The following is a 25,999-nucleotide window of genomic DNA, read 5'->3' as shown; positions in this document are numbered from 1 at the left end:
TAGATGACCTATACCGTAATGACATTTAATTTAAGATACAACAATCCAGGGGATGGACAGAACGCTTGGCCGAACCGGATAGACCGGGTTGCGGAAATGATTCATACGCATGCACCACTTATTGTCGGAACACAGGAAGGCTATTACGAGATGTTGAATGACCTGCAACCAAAATTAGCCGAGTATGCGTGGATTGGCGAAGGCCGTTTTGGCGCTCGCGAGAATGAACATTGCGCTATTTTCTACAAGCAAGAGGAGCTGGCTCTTCAGCAGCATGGACAGTTTTGGTTGTCAGAAACGCCGGAAGTGACCGCTTCCATTTCGTGGAACAGCGGTTTCCCTCGCGTCTGTACGTGGGCTATTTTCGAACATAAGAAAACGGGAGAGCGTTTTATTGTATACAACACGCATCTTGATCATCAAAGCCAGCAAGCCCGAGATCTTGGCACGAAAGTAATCTGGGAATACATCGACGCTCATCATAAGGAACATGCACTTCCCGTGATTCTGATGGGAGATTTCAATAGCCGCCCTGCGGATTTACCGATTCGTTTCCTGCGCGGAGAAACCGATCTAGATGGCGAGCAATCCTGGCTAAAAGATGCCTATACCCAGCTGCCTGGTCCGATTGGATGGACAGCACATGATTTTCAAGGCGGCGAAGCAGGGGAGCCTATCGATTATATTTTTGTATCGCCGGATGTAGCCGTGATTCGAGCGCTTGTAGATCGAAGAGAAATTGGCGGGGGTTATCCATCCGATCATTACCCGGTCATTGCTCAGATTAACCTCTAAAAAGAACAACTAGATGACAGTCAGAAGGAGATAGAGGAATGACACTTGAGAAGATTTATGTCGTTTTTAAAACGCATTTTGACATTGGTTTCACAGGACTAGTGTCAGACGTTGTGGGGCGTTATCGCACCGAAATGCTGAAGGATGTTATCGAGATTTGTGATCAAACCCATACGAATGATGAGAATGAAAAATACGTTTGGACCATGTCTGCTTGGCCGCTGCTTCAATCCTTGAAAGGCAGTCAAGAGGAAGAGAAGCAGAAGGCGCTTGCCTATCTGGAGAATCGACAGCTGATTTGGCATAAGCTTCCTTATACGACACATACGGAATTTTGCGGCTTAGAGGAATGGATTCGAGGGATGTATGTATCTGAAGGACTTACTAACCTCTATGGATACGATCCGAAGGATGCCAAAATGACGGATGTACCCGGGCATACCTGGGTCGTGCCGTCGCTCCTTAAAAAAGCAGGCGTGGAGTTTCTGCATCTCGGCTGTAATCCGGCTACTACACCGCCCGACGTTCCTCCGGTGTTTTACTGGGAGGGCCCCGATGGCGAGCGTTTGTTGACGTTTTATTCCAAAGGGTCCTATGGGACGGGCATTTTGCCGCCGGAAGAGTGGACGCATCCCGTGTGGCTTGCGATGATTCAGACCAGCGATAATCACGGGCCGCATGACGCGAGCATTATTGAAGAAATGAAAGCCTCCATTCGTGAAAGCGGTTCAACCGCAGAGCTGCATATCGGCAGCTTGGGCGACTTTGCAGCGGATTTCCTAGCGCGGAATCCGGAAATACCGGTTATTCGCGGCGATATGGCCGATTCCTGGATCCATGGGGTTGGGACTGCGCCGCGCGAGGTGGCAAGGGTAAGAGCGCTTAGAAGCCAAGTTACAGCAGTGGAAAGCGCGGTGGCTGTGAATCATTTTGAGGGTGCAAATCAAGCGTCTGAGAAGAGAGTAAAAGCCTCCATCGATGAAAGCTATGAGCACACGCTGCTGTTTGGTGAGCATACGTGGGGGATGGATTGCAAGACGTTCCTTTTTCCGAGAGTTGCTTACGATAAGAAGTCATTCCTGCAGTTAAAGCAGAGCGAACGCTATCAACGTATGGAACAGTCCTGGGCTGAACAGGTTGATTATTTGAACAAAGCAGAGAGCTCTTTGCAAGAAGCAAAAGCGGAATTGACTAGTGGGCAATGGACAGATAATCAGGCGACTAAGGTGCTGCGAGTCCATTCTAATTTGGGTTGGAGCCGTACAGCCAAAACCTGGATTCAAGAAAGCGATCTTCCTGCTGCTGATGAAGTACTAGTCGATGCGGAAACGGGTGAAGCAATTGCCTTAGAGCGCTCCGAGGGTGGCGCAGAAGCTTATATATCCGGCTTGCCTGCGCTTGGTTATAAGACGCTGAAGTATGCGAAGAAAGACGATCAGACTCTTCTCGTCGAAAATAAAGGAAAAGCGCAAGTTTATTTAACGGAGACGCAGGCTGTTATTGAGAATCCTTTTATCATCGTAAAAGTAGATCGAAACACGGGCTGGATTCAAAGCCTCTGGGATAAAAAGCTCCGGAAGGAATGGATTGACGATCGCGCGGAAGCCGGTTTTGGTCAATATAAGTACGATATTTATTCCAATAAAGAGATCACGCGCTATTTGAAGAAGTACGCCTATCGCTTTTACGATTGGGGTGTACATGACTTTGGTAAAACCGATTATCCGGAACAGCAGAAAAGGCTCACGTTTACTACGCAAGCTGCGGATATTCAAATCTGGGAAAATGGCGGTTCCGTTGGCCTTACTTGCAAAGCAGCTACAGACATTGAAACTTCGACGGAGTATGGCAACGCGAATTCTATCGAGTGGACATTCTCGTTGACCGAAGATTCTCCGTATCTGGATGTTGCCTACAAGCTGCATGCCAAACAGGAAACCCCGCTGGCAGAATCGGGGCATATCGTGTTCCCTCTGAAGCTGGAACGCCCGCAATACAGCATCAATAAGCTGGGCTCAGTCGTGAATCCGCTCACGGATACGATTCGCTCATCGAGCACACTGCTTCATTGTTGTGAGCATTTTGTCGATATTTCCAATGGATTCGCGGGAATGGCGATCATTCCGCTCGATTCGCCGCTCTTTTTTATCGGGAAAAATGGCATGTGGGACTTCGAGCATGCGTATAAACCGGAGAAGCCAGAGCTGCATTTCAATGTATTCAACAATTGGTGGGGGACGAATTTCCCGCAATGGAGCGGCGGCGACTTGCATTATCGTTTTCGTTTGGTCCCTCATGCCGGTGATTGGCGAGAAGGAGAAGTTTGGAAAGTCGCACAGGAGACGATGTCGCAGACGGTTACGATTGCAGCGCCTGCAGATGAGCTCCAACCCATGCAAGATATCCTTCCAGCGGGGCTGGACGGGATGGCCGTTAGCTGCTGGAAAGTTGCAGAAAATGGGGAAGGCTGCATCCTGCGTATTCGTGAATGCACAGGCGTTCGAAGAGAAGTTGAGATTGTTCTCCCGGAGCAGGTCAAAGAAGTCCGCGTTACGAATCTCCTGGAACGCGATCAAGGAAACGTACCATTAAACAATCATCGTCTTCGATTGATAACAAAACCTTTCGAAGTTCATACATTTAGAATTATCAATTAATTGCTATTCTCACATTTACAGCTCGGCGGTTCTTATCGTATGATAAAGCCAATATGGATTGTCAGTGATAGGAACGTTTATTGAGAGGGGCAAGGAATGAAACCGACCATCTACGATGTTGCCCAAGCCGCCGGGGTGTCCATCGCTACCGTCTCCAAAGTTATTAACGCCACGGGCCGAATTAGCGATAAGACGCGGAAGCACGTACATAGCGTAATGGAGCAGCTGAAATACCAGCCAAGTATGGTAGCGGCAGCGTTAACGGGGAAAAGCACTTACACAATCGGACTTACGCTCCCCGACTTGGCGAATCCTTTCTTCGCCGAGATAGCCCGGTCTGTCGAAGATCGGGGGCATGAGCATGGTTTTAACGTGTTTATCTGTAACACCGATAACGATCCGGACAAAGAAGTGAAATATTTATCGCTGCTCTCACAGAAGCGAGTGGACGGAATCATCTCCGCGACTCGAATTCAGAATGATCAGTTTCTGAAAAAGCTGATCCAGCAAAACATTCCGATTGCTCTAATTACGGGCGAAATGCCAACGCTTGCCGTGGATACGGTCATGGTCGACGACTATCTTGGAGGTTTCCAGGCGGGCAACCATCTATTAGAATTAGGTCATAAGCGAATTGCCATCCTCGTAGAGGATATGGATAATATGAGTAACCGGGAGCGAATCAGAGGCTGTAAGCAAGCATTGAGCATCGCCGGTTTGCATGTCGAGGAACGGTTGATCGCTACAGGCGGCTTTTCTGTAGAGACCGGCCAGCAGGCGATGGCCCAACTGCTACAGCTGGAAGACAAGCCTTCGGCCGTGTTCGCTTGCAACGATCTGTTAGCCATCGGCGCCATTCGCGCGGCGAGAGTGGCGGGCATGCAGCTGCCAAACGAGCTATCGGTCGTCGGTTTCGATAATACGATTCTAGCAACTTTGATCGATCCTCCCCTTACCACTATCGCTCAACCGATTCAAGAAATTGGACGCAGGGCGGTTGATCTGTTAGTAGAGGAGATTAAAGGAGAGAAAGTGCTTAAACAGCGGGTTGTTTTGCTGCCGGAGCTTGTTTTACGGAACTCATCTACGTCTTACAATGAGCAATAAATCAGGCCGTTCTACCTTTTTATGTGAAAGGTTTAAAAAGGTAGGATGGTCTGCATTTTTGACATTGGGTTAAGCGCTTACCCTAATATTGCCCATTTGGGCAAGGTGCTATTATCTAGAAGGAGGTTATAGGATGAAAACTTTGTTGATTGCAGAAGGAACCGTAACACCGAGCTGTTCGAAAAGCCATATTACTTATACGCTTCATCTGCCAAGAGATTGCCATGAACTTCATGTAAAGTTCGCTTATGATCCGAAAAAGCTGGAGGATGAGGCTCAAGCGGAAGCGTTGATTCGCGAAGGGCTTAACCAATACATCTTGGAAGAACATAGGGCTTCCTACAACTGGCGGGAGTTTCTACCTTTGCAGAATTTATTGACATTATCCTTCGATGATGAGCATGGTTTTCGAGGCGCGGGTCATCGCCATGATCCTGTCCAGCACCTTACGGTTACTACTACGGAGGCATCTCCCGGATTTACGCCGGGTGTTTTCCCGAGGGGGCAATTGAAGATCATGATTAATGTTCATTGTGTTGTAACTGAGGAATGCCGCTATCGCTTGCAGGTATGGGATGGAGGTGAAGACGCATGAAGCAATGGCTGCCATTTGAGCTGCACTGTCATACCTTTCACAGTGACGGCAAGCAATCCCTGCTAGAGCTAGCTGAAGCAGCCAGAGAATTAGGGCTGCGGGGAGTCGCGCTAACAGATCATAACACGATGACAGGTCTCTCGAATCGTGATGAGGTCGTGGCCGCAACAGGGGTCGAGGTAATCCCGGGATTGGAATGGACCACTTTCTTCGGTCACATGCTGACACTCGGATTGTCCGAGTATGTTGACTGGCGAAATTTAAGCCCGTTTCACATCCATAGAGGCATAGATGGTGTTCATCGCCAAGGCGGGCTTGTCGGGCTAGCGCATCCTTTCCGTGTCGGCAGTCCAATGTGCACAGGATGCTACTGGGAATTCGAGGTTTCGGACTGGAACGAGATCGACTATATTGAGGTATGGTCGGGATTATTTCCTTCGATTCGGAGAAATAATGCACGCGCATTCGGTATGTGGACGGATCTGCTCAATCAGGGCTATCAGATTGCCGCGACCAGCGGCAGAGATTGGCATGTATCCGATCCGGTTTCAGAGCCGATTTCGGCGACTTATTTAGGTCTTAACGATTCGCTTGTGGCAAGCTCAGGTATTGTCGCAGCAGCGCTTGATGCGTTGAAGCGCGGAGCGGTCGCGGTTTCCATGGGGCCGATGCCGCAGCTCCGCGTAGGTCAAGCCGGCAGTGAAGGTGCGGATATCGGCGATAGGTTTCCAGTCAAGCCGGGTGATCTGACGGAAGTCACGATTGGCGTCGATTTTACAGCAAGAGAGGGCCACTGGGAGCTTCCGGATCATCCATTAGAGATGAAACTGGTTAGCAACAAGGGGGAACTTGCCGTATTAAAACTGACGCGAGACCAATCCCAACTGACAACAGAGCTTGATTTAACGGGCGTAACGTGGATGCGAGCGGAGATGTCAGGTGTTTTTTGCAGCGTTAATACGTTAATCGGATTTACGAATGCGATTTATCTCACAGAAGGGAAGTGAGTCCTAATGACGGGAACTATGGGTATCTGGACAATCAGTCATAGTGAGCTGCTATTGCGCATGGTTTTGGCCGTTATTATGGGAGGCGCAGTTGGCATTGAAAGAGAATGGCATAATCACGCCGCAGGATTCCGAACGCATATCCTCGTCTGCTTGGGCTCAACGACAATCATGCTGCTTTCGATCTATGGGTTCTCTCAATTTGCCAATGAACCGAATGTGCGGTTGGATCCCGCACGCCTTGCAGCCCAGGTCATCAGTGGAATTGGCTTTATAGGTGCCGGCGCAATTCTGCGCAATGGTTCGACCATCAGCGGTTTGACGACTGCGGCATCCATTTGGGTCGTCGCTGGCATAGGTTTATGCGTAGGTGCCGGTTTTCTCTACGCAGCTGTTTTCTCCACCATGCTCCTGCTGATCTCTCTTTTTGCCCTTAATAAGTGGGAAAAGTACGTCATGCGTAACCGAAGAAATCATGAGATGACCATTAAAACCCTTGATAATCCTACCGCGCTTGGTCAAATTGCTACGGCGCTCAGTAACGAGGGCATCCAAATTGTAAATGTTAAAATGATGCGAAAAGACGCTGCTGCAAATACTGGAGACGCCTCAACCCTCCAGCTGCAATTTGTCTTGAACGTGCAGAATCCAGTCAAACTTATGGAAGCCATGGAAAAAGTACATACCTTGGATTTTGTTATTTGGACTGAGTCCGGAGGAAAATCATTGGATATCACGTATCAAGGAGTCAGACAAGTACATTAAAGAGGAGGATAAAATAGATGAATTCATTTCCACGAATGACAGCCCACACCGGCTGTATGGGCACACCGGATAATACACTCAAATCCATCGAAGCCGGATTAAGTTGCGGAGCCGATATCCTGGAAGAAGATGTTCTCGTTACCGCTGACGGGATTCTTGTTCTTTCCCACGATGATAACGTTCATTTGGCAGACGGTACGGAATGCTGGATCTCTCAAATGAGTTATGAACAACTGCATAAATTAGAGGTTAAAGCCCATAACGGGGCTCCTGGCGAAACCATGCGCATCCTTCCTTTGGACGCTTTGCTTCCTTACCTGCAGAAGTCTGGTGTGCGGATGAATTTGGACCTTAAATCAGATGCTTGTGTAGAGCCCATATCGGCATGGATTGAACAGAATCAACTTCTAGAACAGGCTTTCTTGTCCGGCTGCGAGAAAGACCGTGCCCAGCTTGTTCAGCGTGTAAATCCGCGTCTACGCAAGCTGTTAAACGTCGATCCTGCTGTATTTATGACAGATGCTCCTTATATGGAGGTTGCTCATCAAATTTGTAAAGATGCCTCAGCCTCGGCCTGTTTCGGGCTTAATTTGAACTATCGCGTGGTTGCACCTGAACTGCTGCCAATCACAGCGGAGTATGGGCTGGATGTCTGCATTTGGACGGTCAATGAGGTAGAAGAGATAAAGCATTTTATTCAAATGGGGGTTCACTCGATTACCACACGCAACATTGCTACCCTCGTCCAAATAAAAACGGATCAGCAGATATAGAAAAAGAAAACCTCCCAAACCACAGTCGTGGTAAAGGAGGTTTTTTACTTGTTCTTCATGACCTGAATCATGTTAAGGAGATGGGTTCTTCCAGAATGGACTTTAAGGGTTGTCCTTCTTTGTAATACAAATGAGGGGACAAAAGAATAAAAAAGATATGAACATCGCCATAGCCATGCGCGGCTAGCAGGTTATTCATCTCTTGCGCAATGCGGTCATGCATTTCCTGATCTCTTGGAAACATGAGAATTTCGAGCGATTGCGGTGAATTGCTAAGCTGTTCTACGAGTAGAAGCTCGATTTTCACCTTTTGCGGCAAGACGCCGGTTATCTTTGAAAACTCCTGCACCACGCTAGTTGAGATCGAAGAAACAAAGTCCTTCTGAAATCCTTTGAAACGGAGAAACGGCATGCTGATTCCTTCTTTGCATAGTTGTTAGCGAATTTAATCATTCTATTGAAAACTAAACATAAAAACAAAACCTATTTTAGATGAAATCATTCTCAGATCTCGATAGGTCGTGTGAACGATCTTGTACACTTAATCGTATTATAGATGTTCAGATAAGTTTAGGAAAGTAATTGGCTGAATGAAAAAAAATGAAGCTCGGAGGTAATCCTATGCCAAGAACCGTTGAATATACGAGTGACAGCCTCATTCTGCATCTATCAGGATTAACAAGCGCTGCCGCGTTAAAACGTCAAGTCGATATCCCTTTCAAAAACATTAAGAAAGTGTCGATTGAAGATTTCCAACTATCCATGTTTCAATTCCGGGTGGGTACTTCGGTAGCCGACATTCGAGAAGGACGTTTTTTGATTGGGAATAGATGGTGCTTCATTTCTTACGAAAATCACAAGGATGTCGTCGTCCTTGAACTGGAGGATCATGAATTTGGCAAAGTTGTGTTTCAGATCGATCATCCGGAGGAAATCAAGCAGCGTATTTTGGAGCAATCGGTGAAATCATAATTGAAAAAGGAGAGAGTTCAAAGGAATGGATATTCCTTGAACTCTCTTTTTTTAGTAAGTAAACCTGATATATAAGGGATTAATAATGTCTAGCTGTTATGTAGCGAGTACTCCAGTAACCAGTGTTTAAAGACGAAATGACAACGCCGGAGCTCTTCGTGTTACTTATGAAATTACCATTTCCAACATAAATGCCTACATGATCGATTTGGCCAGGCTTGCTCACGCTGAACATGACGAGGTCACCGATGGCTAATTGGCTCTTGCTTGGAACGCGGGAACCGAAACTCGTTTGAGCTTTGGAGCCCCATGGAATATTAACGCCATTTTTCTTAAATACAAATTGTGTAAATGCGGAGCAATCAAAGACGAGATGCGCCGGATCTTTTGTACCGAAACGGTAAGTTACTTTACCGATATAAGATTTTGCTGTATTTACAAATTTATGACCGTTCGTGGCATAAATCTCTTGTGCCGATGCAGAAGCAGGCATTGACACCCCAACCGTCGAAAATAGTACAGAAAGCGCTACCGTGGTAGATATAACTAGTTTTTTCATATGTGATGACACATCCTTATTCCAAATTTGGTAGTAAAAAGCCTTTATGGGATAACTGTACCATAGAAAATCATGGTGGGCTTTAGTGGATTAATGGGTACGAAGGGTTTATTAACCATGGTAATTGTTGTGATTAAATTTAAACGTAAGATAAGATAATGAATACGTTTCGCTAAGAAAGAAGGATGAGATACCCTATGATTCAATTGCAAAATAAAGCCGTGACAGTTTTCCAAAGCGCACTGTTTCAAACCACTTCGACCGTCATACAAACGAATGAAATGATCATCGTCGTGGATCCCAATTGGCTGCCGAATGAAATTGAAACCATCCAACATTATGTCCAATCCATCCAGGGGGAGCGGGAGATTTATCTGCTTTTTACACATGGAGATTTCGATCATATCATTGGCTATCAGGCGTTCCCGGGCGCGAAAACAATCGGAAGTTTGGCCCTCCAGAATCACCCCAAGAAAGACCATAAGCTGAAGCTTATCAGGAACTTTGACAACGAGAATTATGTGATCAGGAACTATCCGATTCTATTTCCCGAGCTGGATATCGTGATCCAGGAGGACGGTCAGCAGTTGCAGCTGAGAGAAACGACATTGACTTTCTACTTGGCGCCAGGACACACGGCAGATGGATTAATGACGGTAGTTGAACCCTTGGGCATTCTGATTGCAGGGGACTATTTATCGGATTTTGAATTGCCTTTCATTTACGATAGCGCGAAGGCGTACAGTCAGACACTTGATAAAAGTAACAGAATCCTCGAGCAGCATCATGTTCAGCTATTGGTCCCTGGTCATGGCTTAGCCACATCCGATCAAGGCGAAATGAAGAGACGCGTAGAACTGGCAGCCGATTACCTGGAAAGGCTCCGTCAGTCTGTTATCGCGAACGATGAATCGGCACTAGAGGCGCTTAATCAAGAGCATGCTTTTCCATCTTCCTTCACGGAAGAGTGCCATAAAGAAAACGTGAGGATTATGAAACGTGAATATTTGTAGTCCAATCTTATGGAGGTTCACATTCTGTTTGTGGAGGAATTGAAATGAGGACTGAAAAAGAGATGCTTGCACTCCTTCTAGGGTTTGCACAAGAGAGCGAATACATACGAGCGGTCATCATGAACGGTTCACGCGTCAATCCGAACGTTCCGAGGGATATTTTTCAGGATTATGACATTGTGTACGTGGTGACCTCTTTGCAATCATTTATTCAAGATCGCAGCTGGATTGACCGCTTCGGGAATCTTATTATCATGCAAACACCGGATGAGATGGGGGAGGAAGTTTCAGAACCCATACATAAATTTACATTCCTTATGCAATTTACGGACGGTAACCGAATTGATTTATCCTTCTACGAGGCAGACCATATCTCAACTTGGCATAGAGACAGTTTGAGCGTACTGCTGCTGGATAAGGATGGAATTATCGCGCCATTTGATGAACCAAGCAACCGCGACTATGTGACGCAGCCTCCTACTTCTGCTCAATTTGCGGGCTGCTGCAATGAGTTCTGGTGGGTTAGCACCTATATAGCGAAAGGATTATGGCGCAGAGAGCTTGCCTATGCGAAATTCATGTATGAGCACCCCGTGCGGGATATGTTAATCAGGATGCTTCAATGGCAGATCGGAATCCAAACGGATTTTGCTGTTGACTCCGGAAAATGCGGCAAATATTTTGAGAAATATCTTGCACCCGCTCAGTGGTCGGCATTTGTTCAAACCTATCCAGATGGGGATTACGATCATATGTGGCAAGGACTGTTTATCATGTGTGAGCTTTTCAGGGAAACAGCCAAGGAAGTAGCTCGCTATTGTGGTTATGCCTATAACCTGGAGGAAGATGAGAAGGTTACAGCCCATTTGGCACATGTAAGAGAACTTCCTGCGAACGCGGAAGGGATATACTAGGATTAAAGTCGGATAGAGCGGAGGGCGTCTATGAAAAAAGTGTGGTTAGACACCGATATCGGCGGAGATATTGATGATGCTTTATGTTTGGCGTACTTGCTCGGACAACCGGCATGTGAATTGGTCGGGCTATCGACCGTTGGAGGTGAAGTTGAGCAAAGAGCCATGATTGCCGATAGCATCTGCAAAGTCGCTGGCCGTCATATTCCCATCTTCGCTGGTGCGGACAAGCAGCTCTTACCTAGCGATCTGTATCCCACTCCTGGCGGGGCTGTCAATTTGTCTCTTTTTCCGCATGACACACACTTTCGTAAATATGAAGCCGTGGATCGCATGCGCATGGCGATAAGAGCACATCCGCATGAAATTTCTCTCGTTGCCATCGGACATTTAACGAATATCGCACTGCTTTTCTCCCTAGATCCGGAAATCCCCACGTTGCTCAAAGAATTGTTTATCATGAGCGGCGTATTTTCGGAGCCGTTGGAACAAAGTTTGAATATGCCTCAAGATAACTGGAACGCATGGGTTGATCCCCACGCTGCGGCTATTGTTTACCACGCAAACGTTCAGCATATGAAGACATTCGGGCTTAACGTGACGACCAAGCTTGTCTTAGAAAAGCAGGAAAAAGAGGATCTTTTTCACACGGATGTGATGAGAGCGGTGGAAAGTTTCGGATCTCCCTGGTTGGCGGATCACCCGATGACGTTCCATGATCCATTGGTGGCCGCCTGCTTATTCGAGCCAGATCTTTGTGACTATCAAAGAGGGCATATCGAGGTTGATTTTAAGCATGAGCAGAAGCTTGGGATGATGAGTTTTTGTGAAAGGGCAGATGGTAGACATGTAATAGCTTCAGCCGTTGACCGCACGCGATTTTTTGAACATTATTTCTCGGTGGTGTGTGGATAGTCATATCGGGGGAGGGCGCAGTATGCATGAACTTGTTGGTACGTGTAACCTATGCGGTAAACCGATTTATTGCCGAGAAGGGTTTTTGGACGGAGTTATTTTGGAGGACAAAAGTCTCGTTTGTTTTGAATGTTTGGAACTTTCGAAGCCGCGGGAGCCGTCGGAGTAACCATGTATATTTTCGTTATCTTGCTGTCACATTCGAGAATACGTACAAGAGCTTATTTTGGAGTTATACTGTTTGTTGACACAATTCTCATAATGGGGAGACTTACAATATGCCTGAAAACCTCTTGTTAAGCGTAGAAAATTTGGATTGGAATTTCATTCAGCAAATGCTGGACGAAAACGGTTATGCGAAACTGCCCAGTTTGTTACAAGAAAGTGAATGTCGAGAGCTTATCGACACTTATGAAGAAGAAAGTCTCTTTCGAACGACGATCGACATGTCTCGGTATCGCTTTGGGATTGGAGAGTACAAATATTACAATGCTCCACTCCCATCTTCGTTAAAGAAGCTGCGTGAAGGATTGTATCCGGAGCTTGCTATAACTGCGAATCGCTGGCTGAAACAATTAGGACACGATGCTTCATATCCGGCAACACTGGAAGAATTCCTTGAACAATGTCATCAAGAGGGACAGAACCGTCCAACCCCACTGATCCTGAAATATGAAGCAGGGGGGTATAATTGCTTGCATCAGGATTTGTATGGGAAAGTATTCTTCCCATTTCAGGTCGTGTTCGCTCTTAATCAAAAAGAAGAGGATTACACAGGCGGTGAATTCTTATTGGTGGAACAGCGACCGCGGGCGCAAAGCCGTGGGCATGTCATAACCTTGAATCAAGGGGAAGGTTTTATTTTTCCAACCAACCATCGTCCCGTATTAGGAACGCGTGGTTATTATAGAACAACACTCAGACACGGTGTAAGTACGGTAACTACAGGTACAAGGCACAGTTTGGGTATTATTTTTCACGACGCGAAATAGAAAATAACACCTAGACTAGGGGCCTAGGTGTTATCTATTTTCATCAATTTGGTACTAGTTTAATGTAATCAAGTGACAGATGGTAGGCTGAACTTGCGCCATTTTTACCTGCAACGTTAAATTTGAAAGATTTATCGCCTGCCGAGCTGAAAGTGATATTGGCGACATTCAGTTCCACATAGTTAAATCCTGTTGAGTATAAATCCTGAACCAAACCATGATTTACACCGTTTACCGACAATTGGAACTGCCCCCTGTTGGATCCCTTTTTGACGCCGACCCTTACACTATAGCTGCGTGCCTCGGGCACATTCACCGTGTATGTCACGTAGTCATTGACGGCATTGGCTCCCAGCGCGGTTCCAAATCCACCGCTCAAACTGAGGTCTCGACCGGATCCATTTCCAAACATCGTGTGCTTGTCGCCTGGGGTAGCGCTTACAACTAAATTTTCTGTTTCGTATCGGCTGCTTTGAACGGAAATATTATCAAATTTGGCCGCTGAATCATAAGTTCGAACCCCTACGCTCCCCCCCTTATAGGTGGAGTCCGTCACACTAATCTTAGGTGTCGTCATATCCCCAACATAAACTTTAATGGAATCATCTTGTGCAACAATTTTAACATGATACTTTGAATTAGCCGTTAAGCTCATAGAAGCAGTGGAAAGCGATGTCCAGTTGTTGTTTGCTTTTCCGATAAGAACCTGCTGATTTGGAACATCGAGTCCAGCATAATAACCTTGGTAAGCATCCGCACCAGTTCCAGGATTGGATACCCTGAATACCAGACCCGCATTGCCGGTTGACCCCGGTGTCACATCAGCTTCATAAATCACATCTGAGAAGCTGGTATCCAAAAGAGCCTTGGCCCCCGGATCTGATGTTACACTATACTGACCGCCAGCTACGGTCCATGCACCGCCATATCTTGTCCAACCTGTATCATTACCGTCATCAAAGTTATCTTCTACGGCCATTTCGACTGGCTTAATCGTATTATCAGCATTGAACTCAAATTTATCTAACGCAAGTACGCGTTGCGAACTACTCAAATAACGTTTATGGTAAAAAATATACCAATCATTTGTTGTAGGTGATTGAACAATACCATTATGACCGGGGCCATCTGCTGTTGTCGTATCTGTATGCAGCATAATACCTTGCGGTACAAATGGTCCTGATACAGAGCTCGACGTTGCATACATGACTTTATAAGAGGAATCTGCCCATACACCGGCAGCATAAGTCAAATAGTAGATCCCGTTTCTCTTGAACACTTTTGGCGCCTCAAAATAATCATTATCTCCCGTTTTAGCGGGCGTAACTTTCTTATAGACGGTTCCGTCGGGCCATGTTCCCAGAGACTTCATGTCAGCGTTCAGTTTTACAACATTACACTCACCCCAGCTGCCATAATACATGTATGCCTGACCATCATCATCTATAAATACATCTTGATCCATTGGACCTGCACCATTTCTTACAACATTAATAAGGGGGGCGCCAATCGCGTCGGTATAAGGACCTTGTGGATTATCAGCGACTGCAACGCCTATACCGCCTAATTGTCCATCGCCATTGATAGCGTTAGCAGCAAAATAGATGTAATATTTCCCATCACGATAAGCCCCGCTCGGTGCCCACAATGAATGTTGCAACCATGAGATATTGGCCGAACTTATGACATTTGAGTATTTGGTCCAATTGACCATGTCAGTTGAAGAGAAGATGTCCACCGATTTTGCGCCAGTGCCGGATTCACCAACTTGAGTCGAACGAGTCGGATACACCCAATATGTGCCATTATAGATCTGTACATCAGGATCTGCATAATAGCCATCCACAAATTGTGGTCCAGCGTGAATCGGAGCAGCATTAGCTAGTCCCGGTAACGATACTATCAAGCAAAATACAATCGAAACGCAGAACAATACCCAATTAGATTTTTTTAATTTTCCCATGAAATAACCTCCTTTTTAATTGACAATTTCATATCTTAGTTGAATTCTTTTACTTCGAACTTGTAGGGAAGCGCTTTCAGATTGATCGCTACAAATTGGCCACCTCCTAAATGTGATACGGGAGAAAACTCTGTTGGAAATTTTATGCAGAGATCTCATGTGAAAAATTATACGCTCATGGATTTTTATTAAAAATGTAATTTGATAAATAATTTTTGTAAAAAATTTAAATTTATGAATAAGGGAATCTCATCGGAGAGAGAGGACCGTACATAAGTAAAAAAGGCTGGCTCGTGTTTGGGTACGCAATCATCACCTTGACGTAATTAAATAACTTTACTAAACTTGATTACAAATAGTAAGTATTTAAAGGGGGCTTTCCATGTCTGCGAATCTGCCTAAGGATATGAAGATTGGCATCATCAAATTGTTTGTCTCCGATTTAGAACGTTCCATACGCTTTTATCAAGAAACGGTCGGTTTGCGCCTAGGCAAGACAACATCCACATCCGCTGAATTGACGATTGACGGCATTAAACCCTTTGTAATACTGGAAGAAATGCCTGATGCACAGATTACACCGCGCAGGTCGGCTGCCGGGCTTTATCATTTTGCAATTTTGCTGCCGACTCGTAAAGATCTTGGTTTGAGTTTAAAAAATTTGATTCAATCCGGCATCCATATTGGTCAAGCGGATCATTTGGTAAGCGAAGCTTTGTATATCACCGATCCGGATCATAACGGAATTGAGATTTATTGTGATCGGCCAAGAAGCACATGGCGCCGCGACGCCGAAGGAAACTACATCATGGCAGCAGATCCGATAGATTGGGAAGGCTTGCTGCACGAAGCAGAAGGTGCGGTATGGAGCGGTTTACCTGTTGGTACGGTGATGGGGCATATTCATTTCCATGTTAAAAATTTGCAGAAGTCTAAGGAATTCTACTGCGATATCCTAGGTTTTGATGTGGCGGCTGATGCTCGCATGGCAATGAAAGCCTTGTTCATCTCCGCTGGTGGCTATCATCATCACATCGGGTTAAATGTTTGGGCAGGTGAGGAGGCGCCATTACGGCCTGCAAATGGCACAGGGCTGGATTATTACACCTTAGTGTTTCCTGACGAGCAGACCCGTAATGAGGCCGTCGAGCGCTTGAAGCTGGCGAATGTGCAAGTGAGTGAGATCGATAATATCTTAATGGTAAAAGATCCGTCCGGCATTCCACTGAGATTGGGATACGAACAATAGAGCCAAGAGAAGCAGATGCCGGGGGAACCCTGCCTGCTTCTTTTTTATTTAGAACTACAATCCACTAATTTCACCGCAAAAGCATATTTAAGCAGTTAGTGGGAGTACGTTTCGATATTTCGCCCCCAGTTCCCCTTCCGCGCAAAATTGGCCTATTTCACAGAAATAGGGCCCTGTAGTTCCCCTCAGCCGACTCACAGCCTCGGCCCGGCTTTGCCGCGAGCATGCGGCGGCACATAGATGAACCTGAGGGCACTATTTGTGCCCTCAGGGCTGTTCTAGAGCTTTCCGGGGAACTACAGGGCCTTATTTCTAAGTATTTGCCCGAGTATCAGCCAAATACTTAGAAATAAGGGCCCCCAGTTCCCCTTCAGCGCAAAATGGGCCTATTTCACAGAAATAGGGCCCTGTAGTTCCCCTCAGCCGAGTCACAGCCTCGGCTCGGCTTTGCCGCGAGTATGCGGCGGTACATAGAGGAACCTGAGTGCGTTATTTGTGCGGCTCAGGGCTGTTCCAGATCTTTCCGGGATCTTCAAGTGACTTATTTCCAAGTATTTCTGGCGGAGTATCAGCCACCCCTCTACATGCACCGCAAAAGGTACAGAAATTAGTTCCAGATTGTCCCTTGCGCTTCGGACGAACCACGCATACTTTAGCATAAAGGCAGGCATGTACAGAGGAGGAGTCTTTCATGCGTCGAGTTGCTAGTAAGTGGTCGAAGTTCGCTGTTCTGCTGCAGCATTCCGGTGTCGCCAAGCATATTCCAGCTATGCGTCGGTATAGCGCAGAGAACCTTGCCGCAATGCTTCGTCAATTTCAATTTGTCGTAGCCAAACCAATCGTTGGAACCGGCGGGAGCCGTGTGATGAAAATTCAACGGGCAGGCAGCGGATTCATGCTTCACAACGCGGGTACGAAAAGAGTGTATAACTGGAATGAGCTGCTGCAAGCCATTCATCGCATACGCCAGAACCGCCCGTTGATGCTCCAACAGGGCATACATTTGACTACCATCGATGGTAGGCCCGTGGATTACCGGGTCAAGCTGGCCAAAGTGGGACGTACTTGGGAGATTCGTGCGGTTGTGGGCCGGTTAGCGCGTCCAGGACTGTTCGTCACGAACCTGTGTCAAGGCGGTACGCAGCTGAAAGGCAGGCATGCCGTACGTCGAACGTTCCCTGCTGCGCTTGTCAAATCCAAAATCGACACCATGGTTGGTGTTTCCCGGACATGCACCATGTTATTAGAGGCCAAATATCCCGGAATTGGGATGCTAGGGTATGATTTTGGTATCGATAATAGGGGAACTGTCTGGATTTTTGAAGTGAACACAAGACCTCACTAATATTGGCCTCATGCTCCAGCCCACACGCCTTATTCCTGAGCGCATACCAATATGGTAGGTGCATGACTACTTACAAGTCACAGGAGGCTCATAGCCATGTATAAAATAATATGTCATTGGAGCCGTTTGGATTGGCATTTTCCTCAGACTGTGATGAAGGAAGAATTTGAAACGAAGCAAATTTGGAAAAAGGCGATTCCCGCCAGTGTGAAAGTCGATCATCAAGGACAATATTATGTTTCGGTTCCGCGTTGGTCTCCCGATATTCCTGCAACGATGAATCGCATTGTGGTCAAGGAAGATAAGCCTCTGCTTGAAGCTTTTCCAAGTTGGGAATGGAATGAGGTCGGCGATAGTCCCTCCCTGCAATCTGTCCTCGGCTTTGAAATTGATGAATATAATCGCATGTGGCTGCTGGATCAAGGCAAAATTGCCTTCGAGCCTTCGCAGGAGGGATCTCAGAAGCTTGTGATTTGGGATATAAGCAGCAATTCGCTGATTGATACGATCGTAATACCGGATGAGATCGCACCGTATCGGACTTCCTTCCTCAATGACCTCGTGGTAGATAACAAAAATGGTTTTGTTTATATCACGGATTCTGGATGCGGGCACCCGGACCATCCCCTACGCGGCGGCATTATTGTATATAACATGAAAACCAAATTGTTCCGGCGTGTGCTCGATCGGCAGTTCAGTACGCAGGATTTCCCGGACTTTCATTTTCAAATTGACTATAAGCCCGTGTTTAAGAATAAACCGCTACGGATCGGAGTCGGCGGCATTGCTTTGTCAGGGGATCGTTCTACACTCTACTATTGTCAATTAACTGGCCGCAATTTGTACGCGGTTCATACGAAACTATTACGCAACGAGCAAATTCCGCTCGAACAAATAAATGGCTCCGTGCAGGTCCTCGGAAGCAAAGGGACAACGACAGACGGGATGCATGCAGATAATCGGGGCAATTTGTTTTATACGATGTTGGAGGGAAAAGGGATCGGTTTTTTCGACGCAAGGGATCGCAGTTTCCATAAATTCGTTTCCGACGACCGGATGCTGTGGGTAGATGGGGTTGCTTTTGATCAGAAGGGCTCCATCATTTTTAACAACAACCGGCTTCATGAAATGTTTGAGGATCATGAAATTGATTGGAACAATCCGTACAATTTGATTATCTGGAAAGCTTACGTTGGAAAAGATGTGAAATCCTATTTATACGGGTAGCTTTAAATATAGTTCGCGAAAAAACGGTCAAGAAGGTAGAAGCTACCTAATTGACCGTTTTTTTGTTTTCAGTCTTTTTAGTTCAGCGACGATAACGAAGGATACAATCACAAGTAAAAACCAAGCAACAATTTTGGACGGATGCACGATATGCCACAAGTGATCTTGATTGGGATACCGCCATGCACCGAAATAAGTAGCAATATTTTCAGCGATCCAAATGAAAAAGCCGATGCACAAAAAGGATAATGGCAGTGGCATTGCTAATTCAAATCGGGATAGCTTAAATGTGATTTTTGTACGATAGAAGAGTATGCAAAGCAATATAATGAGCGGGTATCTCACATCGCAAATGAAATGATGCGTAAAGAAATTGAGATAAATGCAAGCACCGAAAGGAATCGAGATCCATGTTGGCGGGTAAGCGTTCAAGGAAAGCGATAATCGACGCCAAGATTGACAGATGAAGCTTGCTACACTTGCATACATAAAGCCGCTGTAAAGGGGAACGCCCCAAAATTTGCTAAACCCATGCTCTGGATAGCTCCACGATCCCATATGTACTTTAAACAATTCTAGAGCGATACCAATGACATGAAAGACACAAATAACTTTTAATTCATCCTTTGTTTCCAGCTTGCTAAGATACATAAATACTTGCAAGAGGAGACAACCTGCCAAAATAAAATCATACCGTGGTACCCCAGGTATCGAGATGAATTTGCTTAAAGCAAGTGTTATGAAAATGCCCACTGGGAATAAACACGCCATCGCTTCATGGTAAATAAAGAGGCTTAACAGCTTAATAAACAGTCTCACGCCATGCCTTCCTTTCGAGTACGGTTCATCATTCTAATACCGTCACTATTCTAACAAATGGACTTGATTTTCTAACGCATTGTTCAAAGCATTATTTTCCATTTTCAGCAAACGTTAAGTTGGCTTTCAACTTTCTTTCAGCCCGTGCTCAGTATGGTTTCAGCCTTACCCCTTAGACTCCTAAATGTGAGATGTATATGACGAAGACAATCGTGGTCTTGGTACATGGGAGAGGGGAAATCAACAATGAACTTGAATCGGAAGAAAAAATGGATCATTGTCGTTGTGGCTGCGTTGTTATGTGGTGCTGGGACTTATTACTACATACACAACAAATCGAAGCCTGTAGCAGCCGCTACGGGGCAGCAATCGGCAATGAAGGTAACCAAAGGAGCCATATCTTCATCTATATCGGGAACCTCTCAGCTGGATGCTAAAGATAAGCAAAATATCGTAATTCCCGTAGACGCAATTATTAAAACAATGAATTTGACCCAGAATCAGGCGGTAAAGAAAGGCGACGTACTTCTAGAGTTGTCTGTCCCTTCCACAGAAACAAATCTGAAAGAAGCGCAGGTCACTCAGCAGCAGCTGGAAAAGGAACTCTCTGAGCTGCAAGGTGAGCAAAACCATATGAGTATCTCCGCCTCCATGAGCGGAAAGCTTACATTGGCTTCCAATTTGGATGTGGGTAGTCAAGTGAGTAAAACGACGAAGATCGGTACGATTTCGGATACTTCACAGTTTAAGGTCAAACTTGCATTCCCTCTGCAGGAAGCTGTTCAACTGCAGCAAGGGGAAAACGTCGAGTTGACGGTAGATGGATATTTATTGTCAAAAATTGGGACGGTATCAACCGTATCTCATGAAATGAAAGCTGATACGAACGGCAATAAGATTGTTGACGTAGAGGTATTGGTTACGAATGACGGGACACTTTCCGCGGGCATGAAAGTGAAAGGCAGTATTGGAAGCGGCGATAGCAAAATTGAATCAACGGAACTTGTCGCCTTAGATTATGTGCGCACAACGCCTATTTTTTCGGAAGCTAGCGGCACTGTTAAAAGCTTGAAATTCAAAGACGGAGACACTGTGAAACAAGGTGATCTCATCGCAACGTTATTTAACGATGATCTTCAACAAAACATCATCAGTAAGCAAGCGGCCATCGACAGCCAGAAAATTAAAGTGGACGATGCACAGCAAAAGGTGAATCAATTGACAATCACAGCGCCATTCGACGGTGTGTTCTCGGCAGACTTTGCGAATAGCAAAAGCAATGTGCTTCGCAACTATCCGGTGGGCGCACAAATCACAGCCAATACCACGCTTGGTGCGGTAGCGAGTTTAAGTACGATGCAGCTGCCCATTGCTGTGGATGAGCTGGATTTAACGAGTGTGAAGGTCGGTCAGAAAGCTGTCGTGAAAGTGGACGCGATTTCGGGTAAATCTTTTGAAGGTGAAGTGACATCCGTGTCCAATGTCGGTACGACAACCAACGGAGTAACCACCTACGATGCCGTTGTCTCTATCCCGAATCCAGATAGCGTACTCAAATACGCGATGACGGCAACGGCTGAAATTTACATTCAAGATAAAAAGGACATTCTCGTAGTCCCTATTCAAGCAATTACGACGACGAAGGGCAAATCCACCGTTTCTTTGAAGAAAGCAGATGGAACTGTCGAAGAACAGCATGAAATTAAAACGGGTATACGCAGTAAAACACAAGTTGAAGTCTTGAGCGGTTTGGCAGAGGGCGATGAAGTTGTGATGCCGACACGCCGAGCTACGACGACAACTAACCAGCAAGGCGGTTTCCCTGGCGGCGAAGGCGGTATTCCCGCTGGTTTCCAAAGAGGCGAAGGTGGAGGCGGTGGCTTCCAAGGTCAAGGCGGAGGAGGAGCGCGCCAGTAATGGGCAGCTTCGAGGAAAGGAGCCAGTCGTATGAATATCATTGAATTAACGGGAGTCACCAAAAGCTATGCACGTGGAGAAGAAGAATTACAAATTCTAAAGGGAATTACCCTGCACATTGCCAAAAGTGATTTCGTTGCTATTATCGGTCCCAGCGGATCAGGGAAATCCACGCTAATGAATACGATCGGATTGCTGGATATACCAACTTCAGGGACATACTCGCTCGATGGCGTTTCTACGGTAAAAATGTCCGACAATGGCTTAGCCGAGCTCAGAAATCGGAAAATCGGTTTTATTTTTCAACAATTCAATCTGCTGCCCCGGCTATCCGCTATCGAAAATGTGGAATTGCCGATGATTTATGCCGGTATTCCTGCGAAACAACGCCGAGACCAAGCCCAGCGTATGCTAGAAAAGTTAGGGATGGGTCAACGTGGACATCACAAGCCAAGTGAGCTTTCCGGCGGACAGCAGCAAAGGGTGGCGATTGCCAGAGCGCTGGCCATTTCACCATCGTTAATATTGGCTGATGAACCGACCGGAGCATTGGACTCCAAAACAGGGATTGAAGTACTGGAGTTAATTCAGGAGCTCAATCAGCAGGGCAACACGATCGTACTGATTACGCATGACAATCATATTGCCGATCATGCCAAACGAGTTGTGACGCTTCGAGACGGCGAAATCATCAAGGATGTTCGCAATCAGCCGTTGCCGATTCCGAAGGTGGAGGAGGCGGTGACGAGATGAGACCTTGGGAGCTTTTTCAAATGGCGATGGCCACGGTTCGTTCCAACCCGCTCAGAACGGTTCTGACTATGCTTGGCGTTATTATTGGGGTTAGCTCCGTTATTACGCTGGTATCAATCGGACAGGGAACCTCCAAATCGATTGAGAAGCAATATGAAGGACTAGGAACGAACCTGCTTACGGTGAATCTGCTTGGCAATGGCCGCGCTACGCAACTGAAGTATGAGGAGATCATGGAGCTCGAAGGCACTGCGGGAATTAGCGGGATTGCCCCGACGATGACTAGAAACAGCACGAGCATCAAGTATGACCGCACGACAGAAACGTACAACGTGATTGGTACGAACGACCGTTATCTGAGTATGCAAAAAGGAGAAATGGGCAGCGGGCGTTTCTTAGCCGAAGCGGATTTGGACTATCGCAATCATGTGGCAGTCATAGGAAGTGAAGTGGCGACGAAATTTTTTGGCAAGGATGATCCTTTGAATGAGGAGATCAATGTCAACGGCTATATGTACACAATTATCGGTGTTTTGAAAAGCAAAGGTTCCAACACGAGTGGAACGTCGCTAGACAGTGCTGTTATTGTGCCGTTGCCTACAATGAGCAGAGATTTTAAACTAGGCTCTATTCGCTCTACGTATGTAGAAGCAGCAAGTGGGGACGACGTTAGCAGGGTGCAGGCTGTTCTTGAGAGATATTTATCGAGCAAATTCAAGAGTACGTCGGGTTATAACATTTTTAACTCATCCGAATTGATCAGCGCCAAACAAACGGCGTCAAGCACGCTAACGAATCAATTAGTTGCTGTAGCTGCGATATCCTTGCTGGTTGGCGGTATCGGAATTATGAATATCATGCTTGTAACCGTTAGTGAACGAACGCGAGAGATTGGGATTCGTAAATCCATCGGGGCCAAACGCCGGAATATTCTCTTGCAGTTCCTGGTGGAAGCTACGTTAATCAGCGGAATGGGCGGCTTTATCGGCCTTGTTGTAGGGGTAGCGTTGTCGCTCGCTTGGCCCTATATCAATCCGAGTCAGGCGACAAGTCTTTCCATTAACGTAGGCCTTTACGCATTCTTATTCTCAGCATTAGTCGGTGTTATTTTCGGATTGTACCCGGCCAATAAAGCGTCCAAATTAAAGCCAATCGATGCTCTTCGTTACGATTAATTCATAATGCTGAATGATTTCTTGACTATTATAAGCTACGGGAGGTAAACATCATGATTCGCAAATTAACAACTCTTTCTTTGAAACATACGACCTTAGCCTTGTTATTGACTGGCAGCCTAGCCGCTGCCTCCTTACCCACAGGGATGGCTCAAGCAGCAGGGGAAGCCGTTTATATTACTTCTGCCTCTTATTTTACGATCAGCCAAGCTGCGCTCTCGTCCTCATCGCTACAGTTCGCGGTTTCCTTACATAATGGGGACCAAAATGCAATCGACTTCAATCAATATGGCGTGCGCGTCACCGATACGTCTGGGCATAGTTTTACAGCTAAATTGAGTGAAAAGAAGAGCGCCAGCGTTCTTCCCGGACAGGATACGAGCTTCCGTTTCTACGCTAATTTGGCGGAAGGTGAAACTGCTGATCAGCTTAAGATCGATGTCTTCCGTTGGGATGCAGGGCAGGCAAATTTCATGAAACTTCTGGGTCAACTGCCTGTAAGTTCTGCGCTTGGAGAGGGTCAAGTGACCGTGCCGGAAGAGATTATTAATCTTCGTACACTGGACAGTACATTAGCCAATGATGCTTCACTAGCTTTCCAATTAGGGCAGAGCGTTCGGGTTTCCGAGAATGGGAAATGGTATCTGTATACACAAGTTTCTGCAAAAAATCTCGGTTCCAGCAGCGTTAAACTGCCTGCGGCTCTTCAATTCAGGTTAGTAGATGCCAATGGATTGAAATACGCTTCTACCTATGCAAATGGATCTAGTACAACGTTCCTTCCAAGTGAATCCGATACCTTAACGTTAAAAACGCCTATCTCTAAACAAATGGCAATGTCTGGTGCATCTTTGGAATTTTATTACTTGAATCAAAGCGAAGATGTGACGCTGGGGAACATGAGCCTGAATGCCTCCCTCCAAACAACAGCGCTAAATACGAAACAGGTGTATAGTGGACAACAAGACGGAGAACAGATGACAGTCCAAGCGAGTACATCCCAGTACTCGACGCAAGCTGACGGCGTCCATGTGCAAACGGTTGTTACGTTAAGTAATGACGGTGAAGCGTCAGCGGCCATTCCATCCTTCATTGCGACTTACCAAGTTGGAGATTCCGGCACGGCTTTGTCGGCAGCGGATAATACGGCTCGCTCAGCATTTTTAGCTCCGAAAGAAACAACAACCTTTTACTTTAATGCGATTTTGCCGTCCGGCACTGATCCGAATGCGGCTCAGCTTGTCCTCTGGGAGAAGACATCGGGCACGACGAGCGGAGGCAATGGTAGCAGTACGGGCAGTGCTAACAGCACTAGTAGCTCTAACAGCACTAATAGCACTAATAGTGCAAACGGAGACACAACGTCAACTACGGCTGGAACGAACGAGACGTCCAATTCGGCAACAGCATCAGCGGGTAGCGGAACTACAGGGCAGATGCCTGTAGCGGTGTTCCTGCTGAAAGGTGCGAGCGAGGCCAAAAACGGCTTTACGACAGCTGTAAGCTACTCGATTGGCAATAAGCTGACTTTAACGGATAATGCCATTGTGAACAAAAATGTGGATGTTTCGCTTGTCGAGCTGCATGCTCACGAAAACGATGACCTTGGCTACAAAACTGCAATCGCTAAATACAAAATTACAAATAACAGCTCGAACACGATTGCCTTGCCTGAGCTTCAAAATGAGCTGTTGGATAGCAGCGGCAATTCGTACACGGGCACACGCCAAAGCTCTGTCACCACGCAGCTTACGCCGGGCAGCTCTTATGTGGTCAGCTATTCCTATCTGCTTCCGAATCGCAAAACAGCGGACGATGAAGCCTTTGCGCTGAATATTTATGATGATAAGTCAGTGTCCGAAGGCAAAGTATCACTCGGAACATATCAAGTTGCTCTACAGAAAGAGGACGAAGGCGACACAATTGATCTTTATCCGTTCTCATTGAAGGTGAATGATGAGTCAATCAGTTGGCTGTACAGCGGCGGTTCTTATTCTTATCAACTAAACCTTGATCTTGATATCACGCATGAGGATCAAGTCATCATTGACTCGAACTTCTCGACCATTGAATTCGACATGGTGGATTCGCTTGGCCGAATCGTAGGAACTCAAACGTCCTCACTAGTGGGAACTGGCAAACTGACGAGCGGTAAGCAAAAAATTGTTGTCACTGGACTTAAAAATGAGCAAGTAGACTCAGGTGTCGTCGTCAATATGTACGAAGTTATTAATACCCCTAACGGGACAGCTAAACGTCTGATTAAGCAATTCCACTAAAAGTTGCAGTACGTAGCCTGATGGGTCTAGACCTGTCAGGCTTTTTACTTATGATTGAGCCACTTGCAGCCTACTTGCTGTTTTGCGATCTGTTACGGTGCCTCACAGCGGCAATAACAGGAATTTCGCCGATCCTAAAATAGCTGGTTTGGAACTCCCTTTCTGCTGTTAAAAACAAGAAGATGTTCGTCGTAGACACGGAGATTCT

General features: G+C 46.3%; 24 protein-coding genes. 20 read left to right on the top strand and 4 right to left on the bottom strand.

Going from position 1 to position 25,999, the window contains the following annotated elements:
- Nucleotides 1-3 precede the first annotated feature (3 nt).
- The 7 genes from ACUN27_RS20855 (at nucleotide 4) to ACUN27_RS20825 (ending at nucleotide 7,699) form a co-directional block, all read left to right on the top strand.
- The gene (locus ACUN27_RS20855) at nucleotides 4-795 is read left to right on the top strand and encodes an endonuclease/exonuclease/phosphatase family protein (RefSeq protein WP_326060646.1); all 792 of its coding nucleotides are present in this window, start codon (nucleotides 4-6) and stop codon (nucleotides 793-795) included.
- Nucleotides 796-833: 38 nt separating this feature from the next.
- Nucleotides 834-3,452 (top strand): glycosyl hydrolase-related protein, encoded by a 2,619-nt coding sequence (locus tag ACUN27_RS20850; protein ID WP_326060645.1) that lies wholly within the window; start codon nucleotides 834-836, stop codon nucleotides 3,450-3,452.
- Nucleotides 3,453-3,548: 96 nt separating this feature from the next.
- Entirely contained in the window at nucleotides 3,549-4,559 is a 1,011-nt protein-coding gene (locus ACUN27_RS20845) for a LacI family DNA-binding transcriptional regulator (protein ID WP_315949792.1), read from the top strand.
- Between the two features lie 133 nt (nucleotides 4,560-4,692).
- Nucleotides 4,693-5,154 carry a hypothetical protein gene (locus ACUN27_RS20840; protein WP_315949793.1) on the top strand — a complete coding sequence of 154 codons (462 nt, stop codon included), beginning with the start codon at nucleotides 4,693-4,695 and terminating at the stop codon, nucleotides 5,152-5,154.
- A complete protein-coding gene (locus ACUN27_RS20835; protein WP_315949794.1) occupies nucleotides 5,151-6,161 on the top strand; it encodes a CehA/McbA family metallohydrolase in 1,011 nt (336 codons plus the stop codon). The genes ACUN27_RS20840 and ACUN27_RS20835 overlap by 4 nt, the downstream gene beginning before the upstream one ends.
- Nucleotides 6,162-6,167: 6 nt before the next feature.
- Complete coding sequence (locus ACUN27_RS20830) at nucleotides 6,168-6,926, top strand: MgtC/SapB family protein (RefSeq protein WP_315949795.1); 759 nt, start codon at nucleotides 6,168-6,170, stop codon at nucleotides 6,924-6,926.
- Between the two features lie 17 nt (nucleotides 6,927-6,943).
- Entirely contained in the window at nucleotides 6,944-7,699 is a 756-nt protein-coding gene (locus tag ACUN27_RS20825) for a glycerophosphodiester phosphodiesterase (RefSeq protein ID WP_315949796.1), read from the top strand.
- Between the two features lie 67 nt (nucleotides 7,700-7,766).
- On the opposite strand, the gene ACUN27_RS20820 is transcribed toward ACUN27_RS20825, so the two are convergent.
- Nucleotides 7,767-8,111, bottom strand: a complete 345-nt coding sequence (locus ACUN27_RS20820; RefSeq protein ID WP_315949797.1) for a DUF1904 family protein — start codon at nucleotides 8,109-8,111, stop codon at nucleotides 7,767-7,769.
- A 209-nt stretch (nucleotides 8,112-8,320) separates the two neighbouring features.
- Between ACUN27_RS20820 and ACUN27_RS20815 the strand changes: the two genes are divergently transcribed.
- Nucleotides 8,321-8,671 carry a hypothetical protein gene (locus tag ACUN27_RS20815; RefSeq protein WP_315949798.1) on the top strand — a complete coding sequence of 117 codons (351 nt, stop codon included), beginning with the start codon at nucleotides 8,321-8,323 and terminating at the stop codon, nucleotides 8,669-8,671.
- A 79-nt stretch (nucleotides 8,672-8,750) separates the two neighbouring features.
- On the opposite strand, the gene ACUN27_RS20810 is transcribed toward ACUN27_RS20815, so the two are convergent.
- Nucleotides 8,751-9,230, bottom strand: coding sequence for a C40 family peptidase (locus ACUN27_RS20810; protein ID WP_315949799.1), 480 nt, complete (start codon nucleotides 9,228-9,230; stop codon nucleotides 8,751-8,753).
- Nucleotides 9,231-9,427: 197 nt separating this feature from the next.
- On the opposite strand from ACUN27_RS20810, the gene ACUN27_RS20805 reads away from it, so the two are divergent.
- The 5 genes from ACUN27_RS20805 to ACUN27_RS20785 all read left to right on the top strand — a co-directional run bounded on the left by ACUN27_RS20805 (nucleotide 9,428) and on the right by ACUN27_RS20785 (nucleotide 13,064).
- Nucleotides 9,428-10,243, top strand: coding sequence for an MBL fold metallo-hydrolase (locus tag ACUN27_RS20805; protein ID WP_326060644.1), 816 nt, complete (start codon nucleotides 9,428-9,430; stop codon nucleotides 10,241-10,243).
- Nucleotides 10,244-10,287: 44 nt separating this feature from the next.
- Nucleotides 10,288-11,157 carry an aminoglycoside 6-adenylyltransferase gene (locus ACUN27_RS20800; RefSeq protein WP_326060643.1) on the top strand — a complete coding sequence of 290 codons (870 nt, stop codon included), beginning with the start codon at nucleotides 10,288-10,290 and terminating at the stop codon, nucleotides 11,155-11,157.
- A gap of 30 nt (nucleotides 11,158-11,187) precedes the next feature.
- On the top strand, nucleotides 11,188-12,072 hold the full coding sequence (locus tag ACUN27_RS20795; protein ID WP_326060642.1) for a nucleoside hydrolase: 885 nt from the start codon (nucleotides 11,188-11,190) through the stop codon (nucleotides 12,070-12,072).
- Nucleotides 12,073-12,094: 22 nt separating this feature from the next.
- Nucleotides 12,095-12,241, top strand: a complete 147-nt coding sequence (locus ACUN27_RS20790) for a hypothetical protein (RefSeq protein ID WP_315949805.1) — start codon at nucleotides 12,095-12,097, stop codon at nucleotides 12,239-12,241.
- A gap of 109 nt (nucleotides 12,242-12,350) precedes the next feature.
- A complete protein-coding gene (locus ACUN27_RS20785; protein WP_326060641.1) occupies nucleotides 12,351-13,064 on the top strand; it encodes a 2OG-Fe(II) oxygenase in 714 nt (237 codons plus the stop codon).
- A 43-nt stretch (nucleotides 13,065-13,107) separates the two neighbouring features.
- Here ACUN27_RS20785 and ACUN27_RS20780 read toward each other — a convergent pair whose 3' ends face one another.
- Complete coding sequence (locus tag ACUN27_RS20780) at nucleotides 13,108-15,027, bottom strand: family 43 glycosylhydrolase (protein ID WP_445559552.1); 1,920 nt, start codon at nucleotides 15,025-15,027, stop codon at nucleotides 13,108-13,110.
- Nucleotides 15,028-15,409: 382 nt separating this feature from the next.
- Here ACUN27_RS20780 and ACUN27_RS20775 point away from each other — a divergent pair, with 382 nt between their 5' ends.
- The 3 genes from ACUN27_RS20775 to ACUN27_RS20765 all read left to right on the top strand — a co-directional run bounded on the left by ACUN27_RS20775 (nucleotide 15,410) and on the right by ACUN27_RS20765 (nucleotide 18,848).
- Nucleotides 15,410-16,276: a VOC family protein gene (locus ACUN27_RS20775; protein ID WP_445559551.1), complete on the top strand. Its 867-nt coding sequence runs from the start codon at nucleotides 15,410-15,412 to the stop codon at nucleotides 16,274-16,276.
- A 691-nt stretch (nucleotides 16,277-16,967) separates the two neighbouring features.
- The gene (locus tag ACUN27_RS20770) at nucleotides 16,968-17,621 is read left to right on the top strand and encodes a YheC/YheD family protein (RefSeq protein ID WP_315949811.1); all 654 of its coding nucleotides are present in this window, start codon (nucleotides 16,968-16,970) and stop codon (nucleotides 17,619-17,621) included.
- Nucleotides 17,622-17,717: 96 nt separating this feature from the next.
- Entirely contained in the window at nucleotides 17,718-18,848 is a 1,131-nt protein-coding gene (locus ACUN27_RS20765; RefSeq protein ID WP_326060638.1) for an L-dopachrome tautomerase-related protein, read from the top strand.
- A gap of 42 nt (nucleotides 18,849-18,890) precedes the next feature.
- On the opposite strand, the gene ACUN27_RS20760 is transcribed toward ACUN27_RS20765, so the two are convergent.
- Entirely contained in the window at nucleotides 18,891-19,667 is a 777-nt protein-coding gene (locus tag ACUN27_RS20760; RefSeq protein ID WP_326060637.1) for a DUF817 domain-containing protein, read from the bottom strand.
- A 246-nt stretch (nucleotides 19,668-19,913) separates the two neighbouring features.
- Between ACUN27_RS20760 and ACUN27_RS20755 the strand changes: the two genes are divergently transcribed.
- The 4 genes from ACUN27_RS20755 to ACUN27_RS20740 are packed head-to-tail and all read left to right on the top strand — an operon-like array spanning nucleotide 19,914 to nucleotide 25,791.
- A complete protein-coding gene (locus tag ACUN27_RS20755) occupies nucleotides 19,914-21,584 on the top strand; it encodes an efflux RND transporter periplasmic adaptor subunit (RefSeq protein WP_445559550.1) in 1,671 nt (556 codons plus the stop codon).
- 30 nt (nucleotides 21,585-21,614) lie between these two features.
- Nucleotides 21,615-22,337 carry an ABC transporter ATP-binding protein gene (locus ACUN27_RS20750; protein WP_315949816.1) on the top strand — a complete coding sequence of 241 codons (723 nt, stop codon included), beginning with the start codon at nucleotides 21,615-21,617 and terminating at the stop codon, nucleotides 22,335-22,337.
- Nucleotides 22,334-23,512: an ABC transporter permease gene (locus ACUN27_RS20745; protein ID WP_315949818.1), complete on the top strand. Its 1,179-nt coding sequence runs from the start codon at nucleotides 22,334-22,336 to the stop codon at nucleotides 23,510-23,512. Before ACUN27_RS20750 ends, ACUN27_RS20745 begins: the two co-directional genes overlap by 4 nt.
- A gap of 53 nt (nucleotides 23,513-23,565) precedes the next feature.
- Nucleotides 23,566-25,791, top strand: a complete 2,226-nt coding sequence (locus ACUN27_RS20740; protein ID WP_445559549.1) for a hypothetical protein — start codon at nucleotides 23,566-23,568, stop codon at nucleotides 25,789-25,791.
- The last annotated feature ends 208 nt before the right edge of the window (nucleotides 25,792-25,999 follow it).

The organism is Paenibacillus sp. WC2504, assembly GCF_052682475.1.
This window is presented reverse-complemented; position numbering and strand designations above follow the sequence as displayed.